Origin of the sequence: Streptomyces sp. RPA4-2 (genome assembly GCF_012273515.2) — a bacterium.
In the GTDB taxonomy this organism is placed as follows: domain Bacteria; phylum Actinomycetota; class Actinomycetes; order Streptomycetales; family Streptomycetaceae; genus Streptomyces; species Streptomyces kaempferi.
Genome location: NZ_CP050975.2, coordinates 5,153,437 through 5,169,620, shown reverse-complemented (window position 1 = coordinate 5,169,620; position 16,184 = coordinate 5,153,437). Strand labels below are relative to the sequence as shown.

At 72.9% G+C, this 16,184-nt stretch carries 15 protein-coding genes and 1 pseudogene; 5 read left to right on the top strand and 11 right to left on the bottom strand.

Annotation, left to right across the window (positions count from 1 at the left end):
* Nucleotides 1-9: 9 nt before the first annotated feature.
* The 8 genes and pseudogenes from HEP85_RS22580 to HEP85_RS22545 form a co-directional block, all read right to left on the bottom strand.
* Entirely contained in the window at nucleotides 10-522 is a 513-nt protein-coding gene (locus HEP85_RS22580) for a BlaI/MecI/CopY family transcriptional regulator (RefSeq protein WP_168529342.1), read from the bottom strand.
* 98 nt (nucleotides 523-620) lie between these two features.
* Entirely contained in the window at nucleotides 621-800 is a 180-nt protein-coding gene (locus HEP85_RS22575) for a hypothetical protein (protein WP_168529340.1), read from the bottom strand.
* Nucleotides 801-813: 13 nt separating this feature from the next.
* A complete protein-coding gene (locus HEP85_RS22570; protein ID WP_168533908.1) occupies nucleotides 814-1,437 on the bottom strand; it encodes a hypothetical protein in 624 nt (207 codons plus the stop codon).
* Between the two features lie 300 nt (nucleotides 1,438-1,737).
* On the bottom strand, nucleotides 1,738-2,535 hold the full coding sequence (locus HEP85_RS22565; protein ID WP_168529338.1) for a type III pantothenate kinase: 798 nt from the start codon (nucleotides 2,533-2,535) through the stop codon (nucleotides 1,738-1,740).
* Between the two features lie 5 nt (nucleotides 2,536-2,540).
* Nucleotides 2,541-3,464 carry a carboxylating nicotinate-nucleotide diphosphorylase gene (gene nadC, locus HEP85_RS22560; protein WP_369658131.1) on the bottom strand — a complete coding sequence of 308 codons (924 nt, stop codon included), beginning with the start codon at nucleotides 3,462-3,464 and terminating at the stop codon, nucleotides 2,541-2,543.
* A gap of 177 nt (nucleotides 3,465-3,641) precedes the next feature.
* Nucleotides 3,642-5,363: pseudogene (locus tag HEP85_RS22555) on the bottom strand (L-aspartate oxidase); the annotation flags it as partial.
* Nucleotides 5,360-6,349, bottom strand: coding sequence for a pantoate--beta-alanine ligase (gene panC, locus HEP85_RS22550; protein ID WP_168529334.1), 990 nt, complete (start codon nucleotides 6,347-6,349; stop codon nucleotides 5,360-5,362). The pseudogene HEP85_RS22555 and the gene panC, both read right to left, overlap by 4 nt.
* Nucleotides 6,346-7,278: a Rossmann-like and DUF2520 domain-containing protein gene (locus HEP85_RS22545; RefSeq protein ID WP_168529332.1), complete on the bottom strand. Its 933-nt coding sequence runs from the start codon at nucleotides 7,276-7,278 to the stop codon at nucleotides 6,346-6,348. The genes panC and HEP85_RS22545 overlap by 4 nt, the downstream gene beginning before the upstream one ends.
* A 173-nt stretch (nucleotides 7,279-7,451) precedes the next feature.
* Between HEP85_RS22545 and HEP85_RS22540 the strand changes: the two genes are divergently transcribed.
* Together HEP85_RS22540 and HEP85_RS22535 are read left to right on the top strand one after the other, a co-directional pair.
* Nucleotides 7,452-8,672, top strand: coding sequence for a low specificity L-threonine aldolase (locus HEP85_RS22540; protein WP_168529330.1), 1,221 nt, complete (start codon nucleotides 7,452-7,454; stop codon nucleotides 8,670-8,672).
* 106 nt (nucleotides 8,673-8,778) lie between these two features.
* Nucleotides 8,779-9,885, top strand: a complete 1,107-nt coding sequence (locus HEP85_RS22535; RefSeq protein ID WP_168529328.1) for a DUF5937 family protein — start codon at nucleotides 8,779-8,781, stop codon at nucleotides 9,883-9,885.
* 84 nt (nucleotides 9,886-9,969) lie between these two features.
* Here HEP85_RS22535 and HEP85_RS22530 read toward each other — a convergent pair whose 3' ends face one another.
* Nucleotides 9,970-10,641 carry a response regulator transcription factor gene (locus HEP85_RS22530; RefSeq protein ID WP_168529327.1) on the bottom strand — a complete coding sequence of 224 codons (672 nt, stop codon included), beginning with the start codon at nucleotides 10,639-10,641 and terminating at the stop codon, nucleotides 9,970-9,972.
* 62 nt (nucleotides 10,642-10,703) lie between these two features.
* Complete coding sequence (locus HEP85_RS22525; protein ID WP_168529326.1) at nucleotides 10,704-11,909, bottom strand: sensor histidine kinase; 1,206 nt, start codon at nucleotides 11,907-11,909, stop codon at nucleotides 10,704-10,706.
* A gap of 219 nt (nucleotides 11,910-12,128) precedes the next feature.
* Here HEP85_RS22525 and HEP85_RS22520 point away from each other — a divergent pair, with 219 nt between their 5' ends.
* On the top strand, nucleotides 12,129-13,181 hold the full coding sequence (locus HEP85_RS22520) for an SAM-dependent methyltransferase (RefSeq protein ID WP_365768581.1): 1,053 nt from the start codon (nucleotides 12,129-12,131) through the stop codon (nucleotides 13,179-13,181).
* Here the strand turns inward: HEP85_RS22520 and HEP85_RS22515 are convergent.
* A complete protein-coding gene (locus HEP85_RS22515; RefSeq protein WP_168529325.1) occupies nucleotides 13,146-14,297 on the bottom strand; it encodes an NADH-quinone oxidoreductase subunit D in 1,152 nt (383 codons plus the stop codon). The genes HEP85_RS22520 and HEP85_RS22515 overlap by 36 nt on opposite strands.
* A 31-nt stretch (nucleotides 14,298-14,328) precedes the next feature.
* Between HEP85_RS22515 and HEP85_RS22510 the strand changes: the two genes are divergently transcribed.
* The gene (locus HEP85_RS22510) at nucleotides 14,329-14,832 is read left to right on the top strand and encodes a PH domain-containing protein (RefSeq protein WP_168529324.1); all 504 of its coding nucleotides are present in this window, start codon (nucleotides 14,329-14,331) and stop codon (nucleotides 14,830-14,832) included.
* Nucleotides 14,829-16,163: a PH domain-containing protein gene (locus HEP85_RS22505; RefSeq protein ID WP_329527063.1), complete on the top strand. Its 1,335-nt coding sequence runs from the start codon at nucleotides 14,829-14,831 to the stop codon at nucleotides 16,161-16,163. Before HEP85_RS22510 ends, HEP85_RS22505 begins: the two co-directional genes overlap by 4 nt.
* Nucleotides 16,164-16,184: the final 21 nt, after the last annotated feature.

Sequence of the window (16,184 nt, the reverse complement as noted above, 5' to 3'; positions counted from 1 at the left end):
GAGCGGACGCTATCGCCCGGTGCCGTCACGGTCCGAGGCGGGGTTCTCGCCGCCCGGCTTCTCACCCGCGTTCCCGGCCGGGTTCTCGCCCGACTTCTCCTCGCGCTTCTCCTCGGAAGCTTCCGGAGCCGCCCGCGTTTCGGCATCGACCGGGCCTTCTTCGGGACCTTGCACGATACGCATGGCGTCACGCAGCGCATGGCGCTGTTCCTCGCTCATCATGCCGAAGAAGGCGACGAGAGCGGCGGCGGGGTTGTCACTCTGGGACCATGCGTCGTTCATGAGGGCCGCGGAGTAGGCGGCACGCGTGGAGACCGCCTCATATCGATAGGCCCGGCCTTCCGCCTCGCGACGCACCCAGCCCTTCTGATGGAGATTGTCCAAAACGGTCATCACCGTGGTGTAGGCGATGGACCGTTCCTGCTGAAGGTCTTCCAGGACTTCTCGAACGGTCACCGGGCGGTTCCACTTCCACACCCGCGTCATGACCGAGTCTTCGAGTTCTCCCAATGGGCGAGGCACAGCTCAGAACAATAGTGGGAGATCAGCAACAAAAAGGGCGTACGACTCGAAAAACGTATGAGTCGTACGCCGATGAGCGTCCCGAAGGGGTCGGACGCTCAGGCCTCGGAGTCCCGGGAGACCTGGCGGGCGCTGTCCGCGCGCGCGAGGGCGGCGTCGACGACCGCGTCCTCCTTGGACTTGTTGGCACCGCCCTGGGTCTTGACGATCGTCACGATCAACCCGATGAAGAACACGGCCATCACTACGGGGGGCACGAGCGCGGAGACATAGTCCATGCCTCCAGAGTAGCTAGCCCGCCGCGAGTTGCTGAGGGGGGTTCACCGGTGGCGGCGCGGGTTTGCGCCTGGGCGGGAAGACCTCGCCCGGGGTGGGGATCGGGCGGTCCGGGCGCGGGCTCCTGCCGGGAGGGTTCGGCTTCGGGTCGGCGGCCGGCCGGTCCGCCGGTTTCCGGGCGGGCTCGTCGGGACCGGCGGCCCGTGCCAGACCTCCGGGGAGGGCCGTCAGACGGGTACGGGACGCCGGGACCGTGGGAGTGGCCGTGCGGCCCGCCAGGCGGGCGCGGACGTCCCGTTCGGCGAGGTCGCAGCAGCGCTCCAGGAGGGCGGCCGCGGCGGGGTTCCCGCGCAGGGCGCGCAGGGCGGCGAGATCGTCCGGATTCGGCCGGTAGCCGGTGGCCAGGGTTTCTTCCAGGAGTACGAGGTAGCCGGCGGCCGTACCGGGCAGCGCGGCCCGGTAGCGGGAGAGGTCGGCCAGCAGGAAGGCCCGGAGCCTGGCTCCCTCACGGGCGGCCTCGTCGACGGATTCGGCGAGCCGGAGGCAGTCCTGGACGTCTTCGGCCGAGGCGGGGGCGGGATGGAGGGCGAGGGCGAGAGCACGACGGAGCACACGCAGCTCCTGCGCACCGAACGCCATGCCGCCGCGGGATCCGTAGGGCGTGGGCATGCCGTGACGATACGCGCTAATCAGACAAAATCCGCCATATCCCCCTACGCGTGTCCTGGACCCCGCCCATCCCCTGGTGACTCCGTCCCTGGACCCCGCCAAGGGGCTGCCGCCCCCTGGACCCCCGCCATCGCCCGAAGGGCTCGTCCTCAAACGCCGGACGGGCTGAAATGCCCCGCCCCGGCGTCAGCCTTTCAGCGCGGCCTCGCACACTCGGCCCGTCCGGCGTTTGAGGACAAGGCCCTCAAGGCCGGCGGCGGCGAAGACCCCCTACGTGCGGGACACGTTTCGCTCGTACACCAGGCGGAGCCCGATCAGCGTGAGCCACGGCTCGTGCTCGTCGATGACCGACGCCTCCCCCAGAACCATCGGCGCCAGCCCCCCGGTCGCGATGACGGTGACATCGTCCGGATCCTCCGCGAGCTCCCGCACCATCCGGTTGACGACCCCGTCCACCTGCCCCGCGAACCCGTAGATGATCCCGGACTGCATCGCCTCGACGGTGTTCTTGCCGATGACCGCCCGCGGCCGGGCCACCTCGATCTTGCGCAGCTGGGCCCCCTTGACCCCGAGCGCGTCGACGGAGATCTCGATCCCGGGCGCGATGACACCGCCCACGTACTCACCCCGCGCGCTGACCGCGTCGAACGTGGTCGCGGTACCGAAGTCGACGACGATCGCCGGCCCCCCGTAGAGCTCGACGGCCGCGACCGCGTTGATGATGCGGTCCGCGCCGACCTCCTTCGGGTTGTCCGTGAGGATCGGCACGCCCGTCTTGACGCCGGGCTCGACCAGGACGGCCGGCACGTCGCCGTAGTAGCGGCGGGTCACCTCACGCAGCTCGTGCAGCACGGACGGGACGGTGGCGCAGATCGCGATGCCGTCGATGCCGTCGCCGAGTTCCTCGCCGAGCAGCGGGTGCATGCCCATCAGGCCCTGGAGGAGCACGGCGAGCTCGTCGGCGGTGCGGCGGGCGTCCGTGGAGATGCGCCAGTGCTCGACGATCTCCTCGCCGTCGAAGAGGCCGAGGACCGTGTGGGTGTTGCCGACGTCGATGGTCAGGAGCATGGGTCCTACTCCGCCTCGTCCGTGGATGCCTCGTCCGCCGACGCGTCGCGCAGGTCCAGGCCGATGTCCAGGATCGGCGAGGAGTGGGTCAGGGCGCCCACCGCGAGGAAGTCGACGCCCGTCCTGGCGTACTCCTCGGCGTTGCCGAGGGTGAGCCGGCCCGAGGCCTCCAGGAGCGCGCGGCCGGCGACCAGGGCCACCGCCTCCTCGCACTCGACGGGCGTGAAGTTGTCGAGGAGGATCAGGTCGGCGCCCGCGTCCAGGACCTGGCGCAGCTGGTGCAGCGTGTCGACCTCGACCTCGATCGCGACGTCCGGGAAGGCCTCACGGACGGCCGTGAAGGCCTGCTCCACGCCGCCGGCGGCGACCACGTGGTTGTCCTTGACCAGTGCGGCGTCCGAGAGCGACATGCGGTGGTTGACGCCTCCGCCGCAGCGCACCGCGAACTTCTCCAGGGAGCGCAGGCCCGGGGTCGTCTTACGGGTGTCGCGCACACGGGTGCCGGTGCCCTCCAGGGCGTCGGCCCACGCGCGCGTGGCGGTCGCGATGCCGGACAGACGGCACAGCAGGTTCAGCGCGCTGCGCTCGGCCGTGAGGAGGTCGCGGGTGCGGGTGGTGACGCTGAGGAGCTTCTGTCCCGCCTCGACCCGGTCGCCGTCCTCGACGTGCCGCTCCACCTCGAACTCGTCGGTGCAGACCACGGAGACGACGGCCTCGGCGACGCGCAGGCCCGCGACGACGCCCGCGTCACGGGCGGTGAAGTCGGCGGTGGAGACGGCGTCCTCGGGAATGGTCGCGACGGTCGTCACGTCCACGCCGTTGTCGAGGTCCTCCTGGATGGCGACGTTCGCGATGTCCTCGACCTCGAGCGGGTCGAGTCCGGCGTCGGCGAGGAGCTGGGCGAGCGCGGGGTCGAGGCCGCACTCCATGTACGTCTCGTCGCCGCCGTTGTCGGCGCCGCCACAGCCGCAGCCGTCGCCGCAGCCGCCGCTCTGGGCGAGGGGAAGGTCGAGGGTGCTCACTTCGGTCACTGCTCCTGGTTGCGGGGCGTCTGCCGGGGCATGGGGGGTCCCCCTGCCCGGGCGGGGCCGTCGGCTTGGGGGGAGGGTCGGGGGGAAGTCTGCTGTGTCGGTGGTGTGCACGGCGAGCGTGCGGTCGGGATTCAGCCGTACGACGATGTGCCGGCGCCAGTCCGAGTCGTCGCGGTCGGCGTGGTCCTCGCGCCAGTGGCAGCCGCGGGTCTCCTCGCGCAGGAGGGCGGCGGTGACCAGGACCCGCGCCACGCACAGGAGGTTGGTGGCCTCCCAGGTGTCGACGCCGGGCTCGGAGGTCTTGCCGTTCTCGTCGAGGGCGTCGCGGGCGTCCGTGTGCAGCCGCTGGAGACGGTCGGCCGCGTGGGCCAGGGACTCGGCCGAGCGCAGGACGCCCGCGCCGTCCGTCATGATCCGCTGGATGGCGAACCGGGCCTCGGGCGCGAGCAGCGGGTGCGCGGGCTTGTCGGGGTGCGGGACCGGCTCGGGCACGCGCGCGTGGAGGCCGTCCTCGGCACGGCCGTACACGATGTCGGCCGCGATGCGCTCGGCGTAGACCAGGCCTTCCAGGAGGGAGTTGGAGGCGAGCCGGTTGGCGCCGTGCACGCCGGTGCAGGCGACCTCGCCGCAGGCATACAGACCGGGCACCGTGGTGCGGCCCCGGGCGTCCGTGCGGACGCCGCCGGAGGCGTAGTGGGCGGCCGGGGCGACCGGGACGGGCTCGGTCACCGGGTCGATGCCGTGGGCGCGGCAGGCGGCGAGGATGGTCGGGAAGCGGTGCTCCCACATGTCGGCGCCGAAGTGCCGGGCGTCGAGGTACATGTGCTCGGCGCCCTGCTCCTGCATGCGGCGCATGATGCCCTTGGCGACGATGTCCCGGGGTGCCAGCTCGGCCAGCTCGTGCCGGCCGAGCATGAAGCGCACGCCGTCCGCGTCGACCAGGTGGGCGCCCTCGCCGCGTACCGCCTCCGACACCAGTGGCTGCTGGCCCTCCGCGTCCGGGCCGAGGAACAGCACGGTCGGGTGGAACTGCACGAATTCGAGGTCGGAGACCTCGGCGCCCGCGCGCAGTGCGAGGGCCACGCCGTCGCCCGTCGAGACCGAGGGATTGGTGGTCGCGGAGAAGACCTGGCCCATGCCGCCGGTGGCGAGGACCACGGTGGGTGCGTACACGGCTCCCACGCCGTCGTGCTGGCCCTCTCCCATGACGTGCAGGGTCACACCCGCGGTGCGGCCGTCGGCGTCCGTCAGGAGGTCCAGGACGAGCGCGTTCTCCACCGTGCGCAGGCCACGCGCGCGTACCGCCTCGACGAGCGCCCGGGAGATCTCGGCGCCGGTCGCGTCGCCGCCCGCGTGCGCGATGCGGCGGCGGTGGTGGCCGCCCTCGCGGGTGAGTTCCAGGTCGCCCTCGGAGGACTCGTCGAAGTGGGCTCCGGTCGCGATGAGGCGGCGTACGGCGTCGGGGCCCTCGGTGACGAGGATGCGTACCGCGTCCTCGTCGCACAGTCCCACGCCCGCGACGAGGGTGTCGTCGAGGTGCTGTTCGGGGGTGTCGCCCTCGCCGAGGGCCGCGGCGATGCCGCCCTGGGCCCAGCGGGTGGAGCCGTCGTCCAGGCGTGCCTTGGTGACGACGACGGTCGTCAGGCCCGCGGCCTGGCAGCGCAGGGCGGCGGTGAGGCCGGCGACGCCGGAGCCGACGACCACCACGTCGGCGGTCAGGGCCCAGCCGGGGGCGGGCGCGTGCAGTCGTATGCCGGTACCTGTGCCTTTACCGGTACCTGTGCCTTTGCCGGTCACGAGGCGGCTCCGAAGGTGAGGGGGATGTTGTCGATCAGGCGGGTCGTCCCGACCCGGGCGGCGACGGCGAGGACCGCGTCGCCGGTGAAGTCGTCCTGGATCTCGGTGAAGTCGGACGGATCGACCAGCGCCAGGTAGTCCAGGGCCAGCGGCGGCCGGAGGCGGGCCGCCTCGTCCAGGATCAGGCGGGCGGCCGCGCGGACACCGGAGGGGCCGCTGGGGGCGGCCTTGGCCACGGCGTGCGCGTCCGCGGCGGCGCGGGACTCGCCGATCGCGCTGAGCGCCTCGGCACGCGCGCGTGTGGCGGGCACTTCGCGGGCCCGCGCGCGCAGGGCCTCCTGGGCGGCGTGCCGGTCGCGGCCGGCGAACAGCGCCTGGGAGAGGGCGAGGGCGGTGCGCCGCTCCTCGGTCGACAGGAAGCGGTTGCGGCTGGAGAGGGCGAGTCCGTCGTCCTCGCGCACGGTGGGTACGCCGACGATCTCCACGCCGAAGTTCAGGTCGCGGACCATGCGGCGGATCAGGGCGAGCTGCTGGGCGTCCTTCTGCCCGAACAGGGCCGTGTCGGGCCGGGTGAGGTGCAGCAGCTTGGCGACGACGGTGAGCATGCCGTCGAAGTGGCCGGGGCGTGTGGCGCCCTCCAGCCGCTCGCCCATGGGGCCGGCGGAGAGCCGGACCTGGGGTTCGCCGCCCGGGTAGACCTCGTCCACGGAGGGGGCGAACACGGCGTCCGCGCCCGCCTGCTCGGCGGTCTTGACGTCGGAGTCGAGGGTGCGGGGGTAGCGGTCGAGGTCCTCGCCAGCGCCGAACTGGAGGGGGTTCACGAAGACGGTGACGACTACGTCGCCCCGCGGGCCGGCGAGCTCGCGGGCCGTGCGGATCAGCGTGGCGTGGCCCTCGTGCAGGGCGCCCATGGTCATCACCACGACCCGGCGCTCGCCCCGTCCGCGCGCGTGCAGGTCGTCGGAGGTGCGCAGCAGGACGGTCATCGGTCGCTCCCGTCGTCGGGCAGGGTCGCGCCGTCGGCGAGTACCCCGAGGAGGTCCTCGGCAAGTTCCGGCTTCAGCAGGCCGTGGGCGAGGGCGCGGTCGGCGGTCGCACGGGCCATCGCGAGGTAGCCGGCGACGGTCTGGGGGGCGTGTTTGCGCAGCTCGGCGACGTGGGCCGCGACCGTGCCCGCGTCCCCGCGCGCGACGGGCCCGGTGAGGGCCGCGTCGCCGGATCTGAGGGCGTTGTCGAGGGCGGCGCCGAGCAGCGGGCCGAGCATCCGGTCGGGGGCCTCGACGCCCGCGGCGCGCAGCAGGTCCATGGACTCGGCGACCAGGGTCACCAGGTGGTTGGCGCCGAGTGCGAGGGCCGCGTGGTAGAGCGGCCGGGACTCCTCGGAGATCCACTCGGGCTCGCCGCCCATCTCGATCACGAGGGCCTCGGCGGCGAGGCGCAGCTCCTCGGGCGCGGTGACCCCGAAGGAGCATCCGGCCAGCCGCTGCACGTCCACCGGGGTGCCGGTGAAGGTCATGGCGGGGTGCAGCGCGAGCGGCAGGGCGCCGGCCCGCAGTGCCGGGTCGAGCACCCGCGCGCCGTACCGCCCGGAGGTGTGCACGAGCAGTTGGCCGGGCCGGACGGCCCCGGTCTCGGCGAGTCCTTCCACGAGACCGGGCAGGGTGTCGTCCGGGACGGTCAGCAGGACCAGGTCGGCGCGCTCGAGAACCTGTGCCGGGGACATCAGCGGCACATCGGGCAGGAGCAGCGCGGCACGGCGCCTGGAGGCGTCGGAGACCCCGGAGACGGCCACCGGGCGGTGTCCGGCGAGCTGGAGGGCCGCCGCGAGGGCGGGGCCGACGCGGCCCGCGCCGACGACGCCGACGCCGAGGCGTGCGGGTCGGTCCTTGGGTTCTGGCTGGGGGGATGTACTCACTCGACGGCGGCCTTCCGTTCCAGTCCGCTCGGGGTACCGGACGATTTCTCGTCATGTTAACGCGATTGGTTCGGGGGCCGTTTCGGTTGTCCACAGGCTGTGGGTTTCCGCAGGTCGCGACGGGTGCGCAAATGGGGGTGCCAGGACGGGACGGCGCACGGCATCATCCGGGGATGAGCGATTCGGCGGAGCGGGGCCGGGAACAGGCCGCGGAGCGGGACACGGAGCGGGACACGGAAGAGACGGGCGGGCAGGGCCGGGAAGAGACGGCGGAGCGGAAGCGGGAGCGGCGGAACGCCGCGTGGCAGGCGGCCGAACGGGTGCTGTGGCGGTCGAGCCATCAGCAGACGGTCCGTTCGCGGCTGGCCTGGCTGAACGACGGCGCCGAGAGCGTGTACGACCTCGACCGGCCGGTGGACATGTACGGCGACCGGCTCGTGGAGACCCTGGAGGAGCGGGTCGCCGGACTGCTCGGCAAGGAAGCGGCCGCATTCTTCCCCACCGGGACCATGGCGCAGCAGGTCGCCCTGCGCTGCTGGGCGGGCCGTACCGGCGACGCGACCGTCGCGATGCACGCGCTCGGCCACCCGGAGACGCACGAGCGGCACGCGTTCAGCAGGCTCAGCGGCCTGCGCCCGGTCCGGGTGACGGACGAACCGCGGCTGCCGACCGCCGAGGAGGTCCGGGACTTCGAGGAGCCGTTCGGGTCACTGATGCTCGAACTGCCCCTGCGGGACGCCGGTTTCGTACTGCCGTCCTGGGAGGAGCTCGTGGCGGTCACGGAGGCGGCGCGCGAGCGGGATGCCGTCGTGCACTTCGACGGAGCCCGGCTGTGGGAGTGCACCCCGCATCTCGGCCGTCCCCTGGACGAGATCGCGGGCCTCGCGGACAGCGTCTACGTGTCGTTCTACAAGTCGCTGGACGGCCTCGGCGGGGCGGCGGTCGCGGGCCCGAGGACGCTGATCGACGAGGCGAAGGCCTGGCGGCACCGGTACGGCGGCATGGTCTTCCAGCAGTTCCCGACCGTGCTGGCGGCGCTGATCGGGCTGGACCGGGAACTGCCGCGGCTGCCCGCGTACGTGGCCCACGCGCGCGTGGTCGCCGCCGCCCTGCGCGAGGGGTTCGCCGAGGCCGGGGTGCCCTGGGCGCGCGTTCATCCCGAGGAGCCGCACACCCATCAGTTCCAGGTCTGGCTGCCCTACGACGCCGAGGTGCTCACGGACGCGGCGATGCTGCACACCGAGGAGACGAAGACCGGTCTCTTCGGGCGCTGGAGTCGTGGCGGCCCGGGGCTCGCGCTCACCGAGGTCACGGTGGCGGCCCAGGGCCTCGAGTGGACGGCCGGGGACGTGAAGGCGGCCGTCGCGGACTTCGTGGCGCGGCTGCCCGGCTGACATCCCGGCCCTCCTGGGGCGCCGGCGCTCGGCGTACTCCGCCGCCGATTGACGGCCGCCGTCAATCGGCGGCGGCGTTGTCGGTGGTGGGGTGCACCATGAGGTCATGAGCGTGCGTATCGATGTCACCGGGCTCCGGCCGGAGCGGATCGCCGTCGTGCCCTCGCCGCTGGCCGAGCTCGGGATGGCGCTGCACGCGCTGTCCGAGCCGGGGCACCACCCCGGGCTCCAGGGCTGGGCGACCGGCGTGACCCCCCGCCTCGACCCGCATCTCGCCGACCGGATGTGCGAGGCCGACTTCCTGTGGCGGACGACCTTCTCCGACCTGTTCCTGCCGTACGCGGGCATCCCCGGCCGGAGCACGCTCCCGGGCGCCACGCTCGCCGAGGAGCTGGACCAGCTGGACAAGCTGACGGACGAGCAGTTCGTGGACGCGGCGCTGGAGTTCACCTGCGCGCTCCCGTACGAGGGGCCGGGCCCCGACACGCTCTCCGACCCGGCGCTGCAGCACCGCGCGCTGGAGCTGGCCGCCGCGCGCGGACCCCAGCAGGTGCGGTTCAGCAGACGGCTGCTGGACGATCCCCCGCAGATCCGGGCGTGGCTGCGGCAGTTCCTGGAGGACTGCGACGAGGCGTTCTTCGCGGAGACCTGGTCCCGGCTGCGCCACCAGCTCGCGGCGGACGCCCGGCACAAGACGGATCTGCTGCGGCGCAGGGGCCTGGCGGAGGCCGTGGCCTCGGTCTCCCCCGCGATGGCGCTCGACGAGAGGTCCCAGACGATCACGGTCGACAAGCTGGGCCAGGGCCGGACGTCCACCGGGGACGGTGGCCTCCTCCTGGTGCCGACGAGTCTCGGCTGGCCGCACCTGATGGTGCTGCACCGGTACGGCTGGCAGCCGGTGCTGCACTACCCGGTCGGCTCTCCCGAGCTGACCGCCCCGTCCTCCCTGGAGCAGCTGACGCTGCGGATGACCGCCCTGTCGCATCCGGTCCGGATGCGGATCTGCCGGAGTCTGGCCCGCAGCGTGTTCACCACGGGCGAGCTGGCCCAGGTGAACGGGATGACGGCCCCTGAGATATCCCGGCACCTGGGCGTGCTCAAGAAGGCGGGCCTGATCACCACGCGGCGCCGTGGCCGGTACGTGCTGCACCAGCTGGACGTGACGGTCGTGGCCCGGCTCGGCAGCGACTTCCTGGAGGGCATCCTGCGCTGAGCCGCGCCCCACGGCCCCGGTGGGACCGCGAGAGGCGGGCACGCCCGGCCCGCCGAGGGATCACGCGCCCGGCCCGCCGACGGATCAGCGGTGCCCGCCCGCCCGTACGAGCCCCGTCTCGTAGGCGAGGACCACCACCTGCACCCGGTCCCGCAGCCCCAGCTTCGTCAGAATGCGCCCCACATGGGTCTTCACGGTCGCCTCGGAGAGCACGAGGCGTGCCGCGATCTCACCGTTCGACAGGCCCTGCGCGACCAGGATCATCACCTCGCGCTCGCGGTCGGTGAGCCGCTCCAGCCCCTTGTGCTGGGGGTCCTTGCCGGCGTTGGGCAGCATCGGCGCGAAGCGGTCGAGCAGGCGCCGGGTGGTGGACGGCGCGACCACCGCGTCCCCGCTGTGCACGGAGCGGATGGCGGTGAGCAGTTCGCCGGGCGGCACGTCCTTGAGCATGAAGCCGGAGGCGCCCGCCTTCAGCCCGGAGAAGGCGTACTCGTCGAGATCGAAGGTGGTGAGGATCAGCACCTTCGGGGGGTTCGGGTCCGAGCAGATGCGGCGCGTGGTCTCCACCCCGTCCAGCTTCGGCATCCGGACGTCCATCAGCACCACGTCGACGGCCGTCGCCCGCAGCACCTGGAGAGCCTCGACACCATCGCCCGCCTCGGCCACGACCTCCATGTCCGGCTGGGCGTCGAGCACCATCCGGAAACCGGTGCGCAGCAGCACCTGGTCGTCGACGAGCATCACGCGGATCGCCATCGGGGTCCCTTCACATCACTTGCTTACGGATCACATGCTTACGGATCGCACGTGTACAGGTGTCAGGGCGCTGGCTTGAGCGGCAGCAGGGCACTGATGCGGAAGCCTCCACCGGGCCGCGGCCCCGCGTCCAGGGTGCCGCCGACCATGCCGACGCGCTCGCGCATCCCGATCAGACCGTGCCCCTGCCCGTCGGCGCCCCCCTCCTCGTACAGCTCGTGGGGCGCGCCCTTGCCGTCGTCCTCGACGAGCAGGCCGAGGCCGTCGTCGAAGTAGACCAGGCGCACACTCGCGCCGATGTTCGGGCCCCCGTGCTTGCGCGTGTTGGTGAGCGCCTCCTGCACGATGCGGTACGCCGTGAGCTCCACGCCGCTGGGCAGGGGCCGCGGCGTCCCCTCGACCTTGAAGTCGACGGGCAGCCCCGAGGTGCGGCACTGCTCGATGAGGTCGTCGAGCTGCTCCACGTCGGGCTGCGGCACGTACTCGCCGACCTCCTGGTGTTCGCCGGTGCGCAGGACGCCGAGCAGGCGGCGCATCTCGGCGAGCGCCTGGCGGCCGGTCCCGGAGATGGTCTCCAGGGCCTTCCTCGCCTGCTCGGGGGCGGTGTCCATGACGTAAGCGGCGCCATCGGCCTGGACCACCATCACCGAGACGTTGTGCGCGACCACGTCGTGCAGCTCGCGGGCGATCCGGGCGCGCTCGGCGGCGACGGCGACCTTGGCCTGCGCCTCACGCTCCTTCTCCAGCCGGGCGGCCCGCTCCTCCAGCTGGGCGAGATAGGCGCGGCGGGTGCGGACGGAGTCGCCGAGCACCCAGGCGAGCGCGAACGGCACCGTCTGGAAGACCGCTATCAGGATGTTGCCCAGCGAGCCGGAGTCCAGCTGGGGCCAGCGGATCTGCGAGAGGGTCGCCGCGCACAGGCCGCCGATCAGCGCGAAGCGGGAGGCCCAGCGGGCGCCGTCCGCCGCGACGGTGTAGATGATCACCAGCATCGCGAAGTCGGCGGGCACCACCTCGACGTCCAGGACCAGCTGGGCGAGGCCCATCGCGGCCGCCAGGACCAGCATCTTCTCGGGCATACGGCGGCGCAGCGCCACGACCAGGCTCAGGACCAGGGCGATCGGGAGGGCCGCCGCGAGTGACCCGTGGTGGTTCGCAGCGCCGTTGACCTTGGTGAGGCTCACGGCGGAGATCCCGAGCAGGACGACGGCCCAGAAGCCGTCGACCCACGTCGGGTGTCTGCGGAGAAAGTCATAAAGGCGCTGCACGTAACCCAGAGTAGGGAAGCGTGCAGTGTGCAGGGGTCAACCGGAGGACCGATCCGCGAGCGGTGCTCGTACTCCCCAAGGTGGAGGCTCTCCCCGTTCCCGACGCCTAGGGCCTGCCGTTTGGATCATGTGGCGGGACGCGGGGCCCGCTCGGCCCACCTGGCAAGACACCCCGCCCTGGCGCCACCTGATCCAAACGACAGGCCCTAGCCTGGCCCGGTGAGGCATGAGGCGGCGGGCTTGTGGCGGGGTTGGCGCGAGGCGGCACAGGAGGCGCTGTACGGCCCCTCGGGCTTCTACCGCAGGCCCGAGGGGCCCGCGGCCCACTTCCGTACGTCGGTGCACGCCTCCCCGCTCTTCGCGGCCGCCGTGGCCCGGCTGCTGTGCCGGGTCGACGCGGCCCTCGGCCGCCCCGCCGCGCTCGACTTCGTCGACATGGCGGCCGGTCACGGCGAACTGGTGACGGGTGTCCTCGCCGCGCTCCCCGCCGACGTGGCCTCCCGGGCGCGCGGGTACGCCGTCGAACGCGCCGGTCGCCCCGCCGGACTCGACCCCCGGATCCAGTGGCTCCCGGAGCCCCCGCGCGGGACCACCGGACTGCTGTTCGCCAACGAGTGGCTGGACAACGTGCCGGTGGACGTGGCGGAGGTGGACTCCGAGGGCGTACGGCGGCTGGTTCTCGTACGGCCCGAGGACGGGACCGAACGCCTCGGGGAGCCCGTCGCCGGAGCCGAGGCGCGGTGGCTGCGCGCGTGGTGGCCGGCGGCCGGCGAGGGGACCCGCGCCGAGATCGGGCTCTCCAGGGACACGGCCTGGGCCGCAGCCGTGGGCACCCTCGACCGGGGTCTGGCCGTCGCCGTCGACTACGCCCACCTCGCCGCCGCCCGGCCACCCTTCGGGACGCTCACGGGCTTCCTCGAGGGCCGGGAGACACGGGCCGTGCCCGACGGGTCGTGCGACATCACGGCGCACGTCGCCCTCGACGCGTGCGCGCTGCCCGGGGGGCACGTGGTGACCCAGCGGGCCGCGCTGCGCGCGCTGGGCGTGAGCGGAGCCCGACCGGCGCTCGCGCTGGCTTCGAGCGATCCTGCCGCGTACGTACGCGCCCTCGCGGGTGCCGGCGAGGCCGCCGAGCTCACCGCGCCCGGCGGCCTGGGCGACTTCGGCTGGCTGCTGCAGCCGGTGGGAGTGCCCCGGTCAGGCCGCCGCACCCTGTTCGACGGCCTGCCCGCCGAGCTACTTGTCGATGTCGCCGACCACGAAGAACAGTGATCCCAGGATCGCCACCATGTCCGCGACCAGCGTGCCCGGCAGCAGCTCGGTCAGCGCCTGGATGTTGTTGTACGAGGCCGAGCGCAGCTTCAGCCGGTACGGGGTCTTCTCGCCCTTGCTGACCAGGTAGTAACCGTTGATGCCGAGGGGGTTCTCGGTCCAGGCGTACGTGTGGCCCTCGGGCGCCTTGAGGACCTTGGGGAGGCGTTGGTTGACCGGTCCGGGCGGCAGCTCGGCCAGCCGGTCGAGACAGGCGTCCGCGAGGTCCAGCGCGTTGTGCGTCTGCTCCAGGAGGCACTCGAAGCGGGCCAGGCAGTCGCCCTCCTGCCGCGTGACGACCTTCAGGGTGTCCTGGAGCTCGCCGTACGCCAGATACGGCTCGTCGCGGCGCAGGTCGAAGTCGACCCCCGAGGCGCGCGCGACCGGCCCGCTCACGCCGTACGCGTGCACGGCCGCCGGTGCGAGGACGCCCACGTCCCGCGTGCGCCCCCGGAAGATCTCGTTGCCGAGCACCAGGTCGTCGTACACGCCCATCCGCGAGCGCAGCGCGGTGACGGCGCCGCGCGCGCGTGTGGTCCATCCGGCGGGGAGGTCCTCCTTGAGGCCCCCGACCCGGTTGAACATGTAGTGCATGCGCCCGCCGGAGATCTCCTCCATCACGTGCTGGAGCTCCTCGCGCTCCGTGAACGCGTAGAAGATCGGCGTGATCCCGCCCAGCTCCAGGGGGTAGGAACCCAGGAACATCAGGTGGTTCAGGACACGGTTGAGCTCCGCGAGCAGCGTGCGCAGCCACACCGCGCGCTCGGGGACCTCCATGCCGAGCATCCGCTCCACGGCGAGCACCACACCCAGCTCGTTCGAGAACGCCGAGAGCCAGTCGTGGCGGTTGGCGAGCATGACGATCTGGCGGTAGTCGCGCGCCTCGAACAGTTTCTCCGCACCGCGATGCATATAGCCGATCACCGGCTCCGCATGCTGGATCCGTTCGCCGTCGAGCACGAGCCGCAGCCGCAGCACGCCGTGCGTCGACGGGTGCTGGGGCCCGATGTTGAGCACCATGTCGGTGCTTTCCGCGGCGCCGCCGATACCGATCGTGGTCTCCGTCTTGGGAGTCATGGACACAGTCTGGCGTACGTACCCTTGCGGCATGGAAAAGCGGAGCACGGAAGCCGCGGTCGACACCGCCTCGGAGCCTGTCTGGACCGGGCTGCCGCCGGGTCTGCTGCGGATGCGCCGGCTGCTGCTGGTGGTGTGGCTGGGGCTGCTGACGATCGCCGTGGCCCTCCTGCCGGGGCTGCTCGCGGGGCCGGTCTGGGCCGCCTTCGCCCTGCTGCCGCTCGCTCTGCTGGGCTGGGGCTGGCGGATGCTGGGGCGCAACTGGCGCTCCTGGCGGTACGCCGAGCGCGCGGACGACCTGCTGATCAGCCGGGGGGTGCTGTTCCGTGAGGAGACCGTGGTGCCGTACGGCCGGATGCAGCTGGTCGAGGTGACCTCCGGCCCCGTCGAGCGGCACTTCGGGCTCGCGAGCGTGCAGCTGCACACGGCGGCCGCGGCGACGGACGCCCGCATCCCGGGTCTGGACCCGGCCGAGGCCGAGCGGCTGCGCGACCGGCTGACCGAGCTGGGCGAGGCCCGATCGGCGGGGCTGTGACGACGCCGGCGCCGGGCCCGCAGGACGCCGCGCGGGAGGAGAAGCCGCTGGTCGAGCGGCGGCTGCACCCCGTGACGCCGTTCCGGAGGGCCTGGGCGCCCGTCGCCGTGATAGCCGGCTGGGCCGTCCACGACCCCGATCAGGCGCAGGAGCAGCTGACCCGGCTGACGACGACGGCGCTGCTCATCGGGCTCGCCGTGATCGTCCCGGCGGCCGCCCTCTACGGCTTCCTCAGCTGGTGGTTCACGCACTTCGCGGTGACCGAGACGGAACTGCGCATCCGCACCGGCCTGTTCTTCCGGCGTACCGCGCACATCCGGCTCGACCGCCTCCAGGCCGTCGACGTCACCCAGCCGCTGCTGGCCCGCGTGGCGGGTGTCACCAAACTCAAACTCGATGTCGTGGGGACGCACAAGAAGGACGAACTCGCCTTCCTCGGCGAGGACGACGCCCGCGCCCTGCGCGCCGAACTCCTCGCCCGGGCGGCCGGTTTCGCCCCGGAGACGGCGCACGAGGTCGGCGAGGCCCCGGTACGGCGGCTGCTGCACGTCCCGGCGGGCGTCCTGGCCGTCTCCCTGGTCCTCACCGGCGCCACCTGGGGCTCCCTGGCCGCCGCGCTCGTCGTACCGCCCGTGCTCTGGTTCGCCACCCACAGCGTGTGGTCGGTCCTCGCGACCGGGGTGCCGCTGCTCGGCGCCGCGGGCGCGAGCAGCGTGGGCCGGTTCGTCGGCGAGTACGACTGGACGGTGGGCGACTCCCCCGACGGGCTCCGCATCGACCACGGCCTCCTCGACCGTACGCACGAGACGGTGCCGCCGGGGCGCGTGCAGACCGTACGGATCATCGAACCGCTGCTGTGGCGGCGGCGCGGGTGGGTACGGGTCGAGCTGGACGTGGCGGGGTCGTCCAACTCCGTCCTCGTGCCGGTCGCCCCGCGCGAGGTCGCCGAGGCGGTGGTCGCGGGCGTGCTGCCGGGAGTGACGGTGCCGTCCGCCCTGTCCCGGCCGCCGCGCCGGGCCGGGTGGTGCGTGCCGTTCTGGTGGCGGGGGTACGGGATCGCCGTCACCGACACCGTGTTCGCCACCCGCCACGGCCTGCTGCGCCGCAGCCTCTCCCTCGTACCCCATGCGAAGGTCCAGAGCGTCCGGCTGACGCAGGGGCCCTGGAAACGCTTCCACGGCCTCGCCGACGTCCATGTGGACACCGGGGCCGGCAAGACGGTGACGGCTCGGCTGCGCCGCGCCCCGGAGGCCGCGGAGCTTCTTCAGGCGCAGGCGGACCGGTCACGGACGGGGCGGCGGGAGGCCCGGCCGGACCGCTGGATGGCATGACCCGCACGGCTGGATCGCATG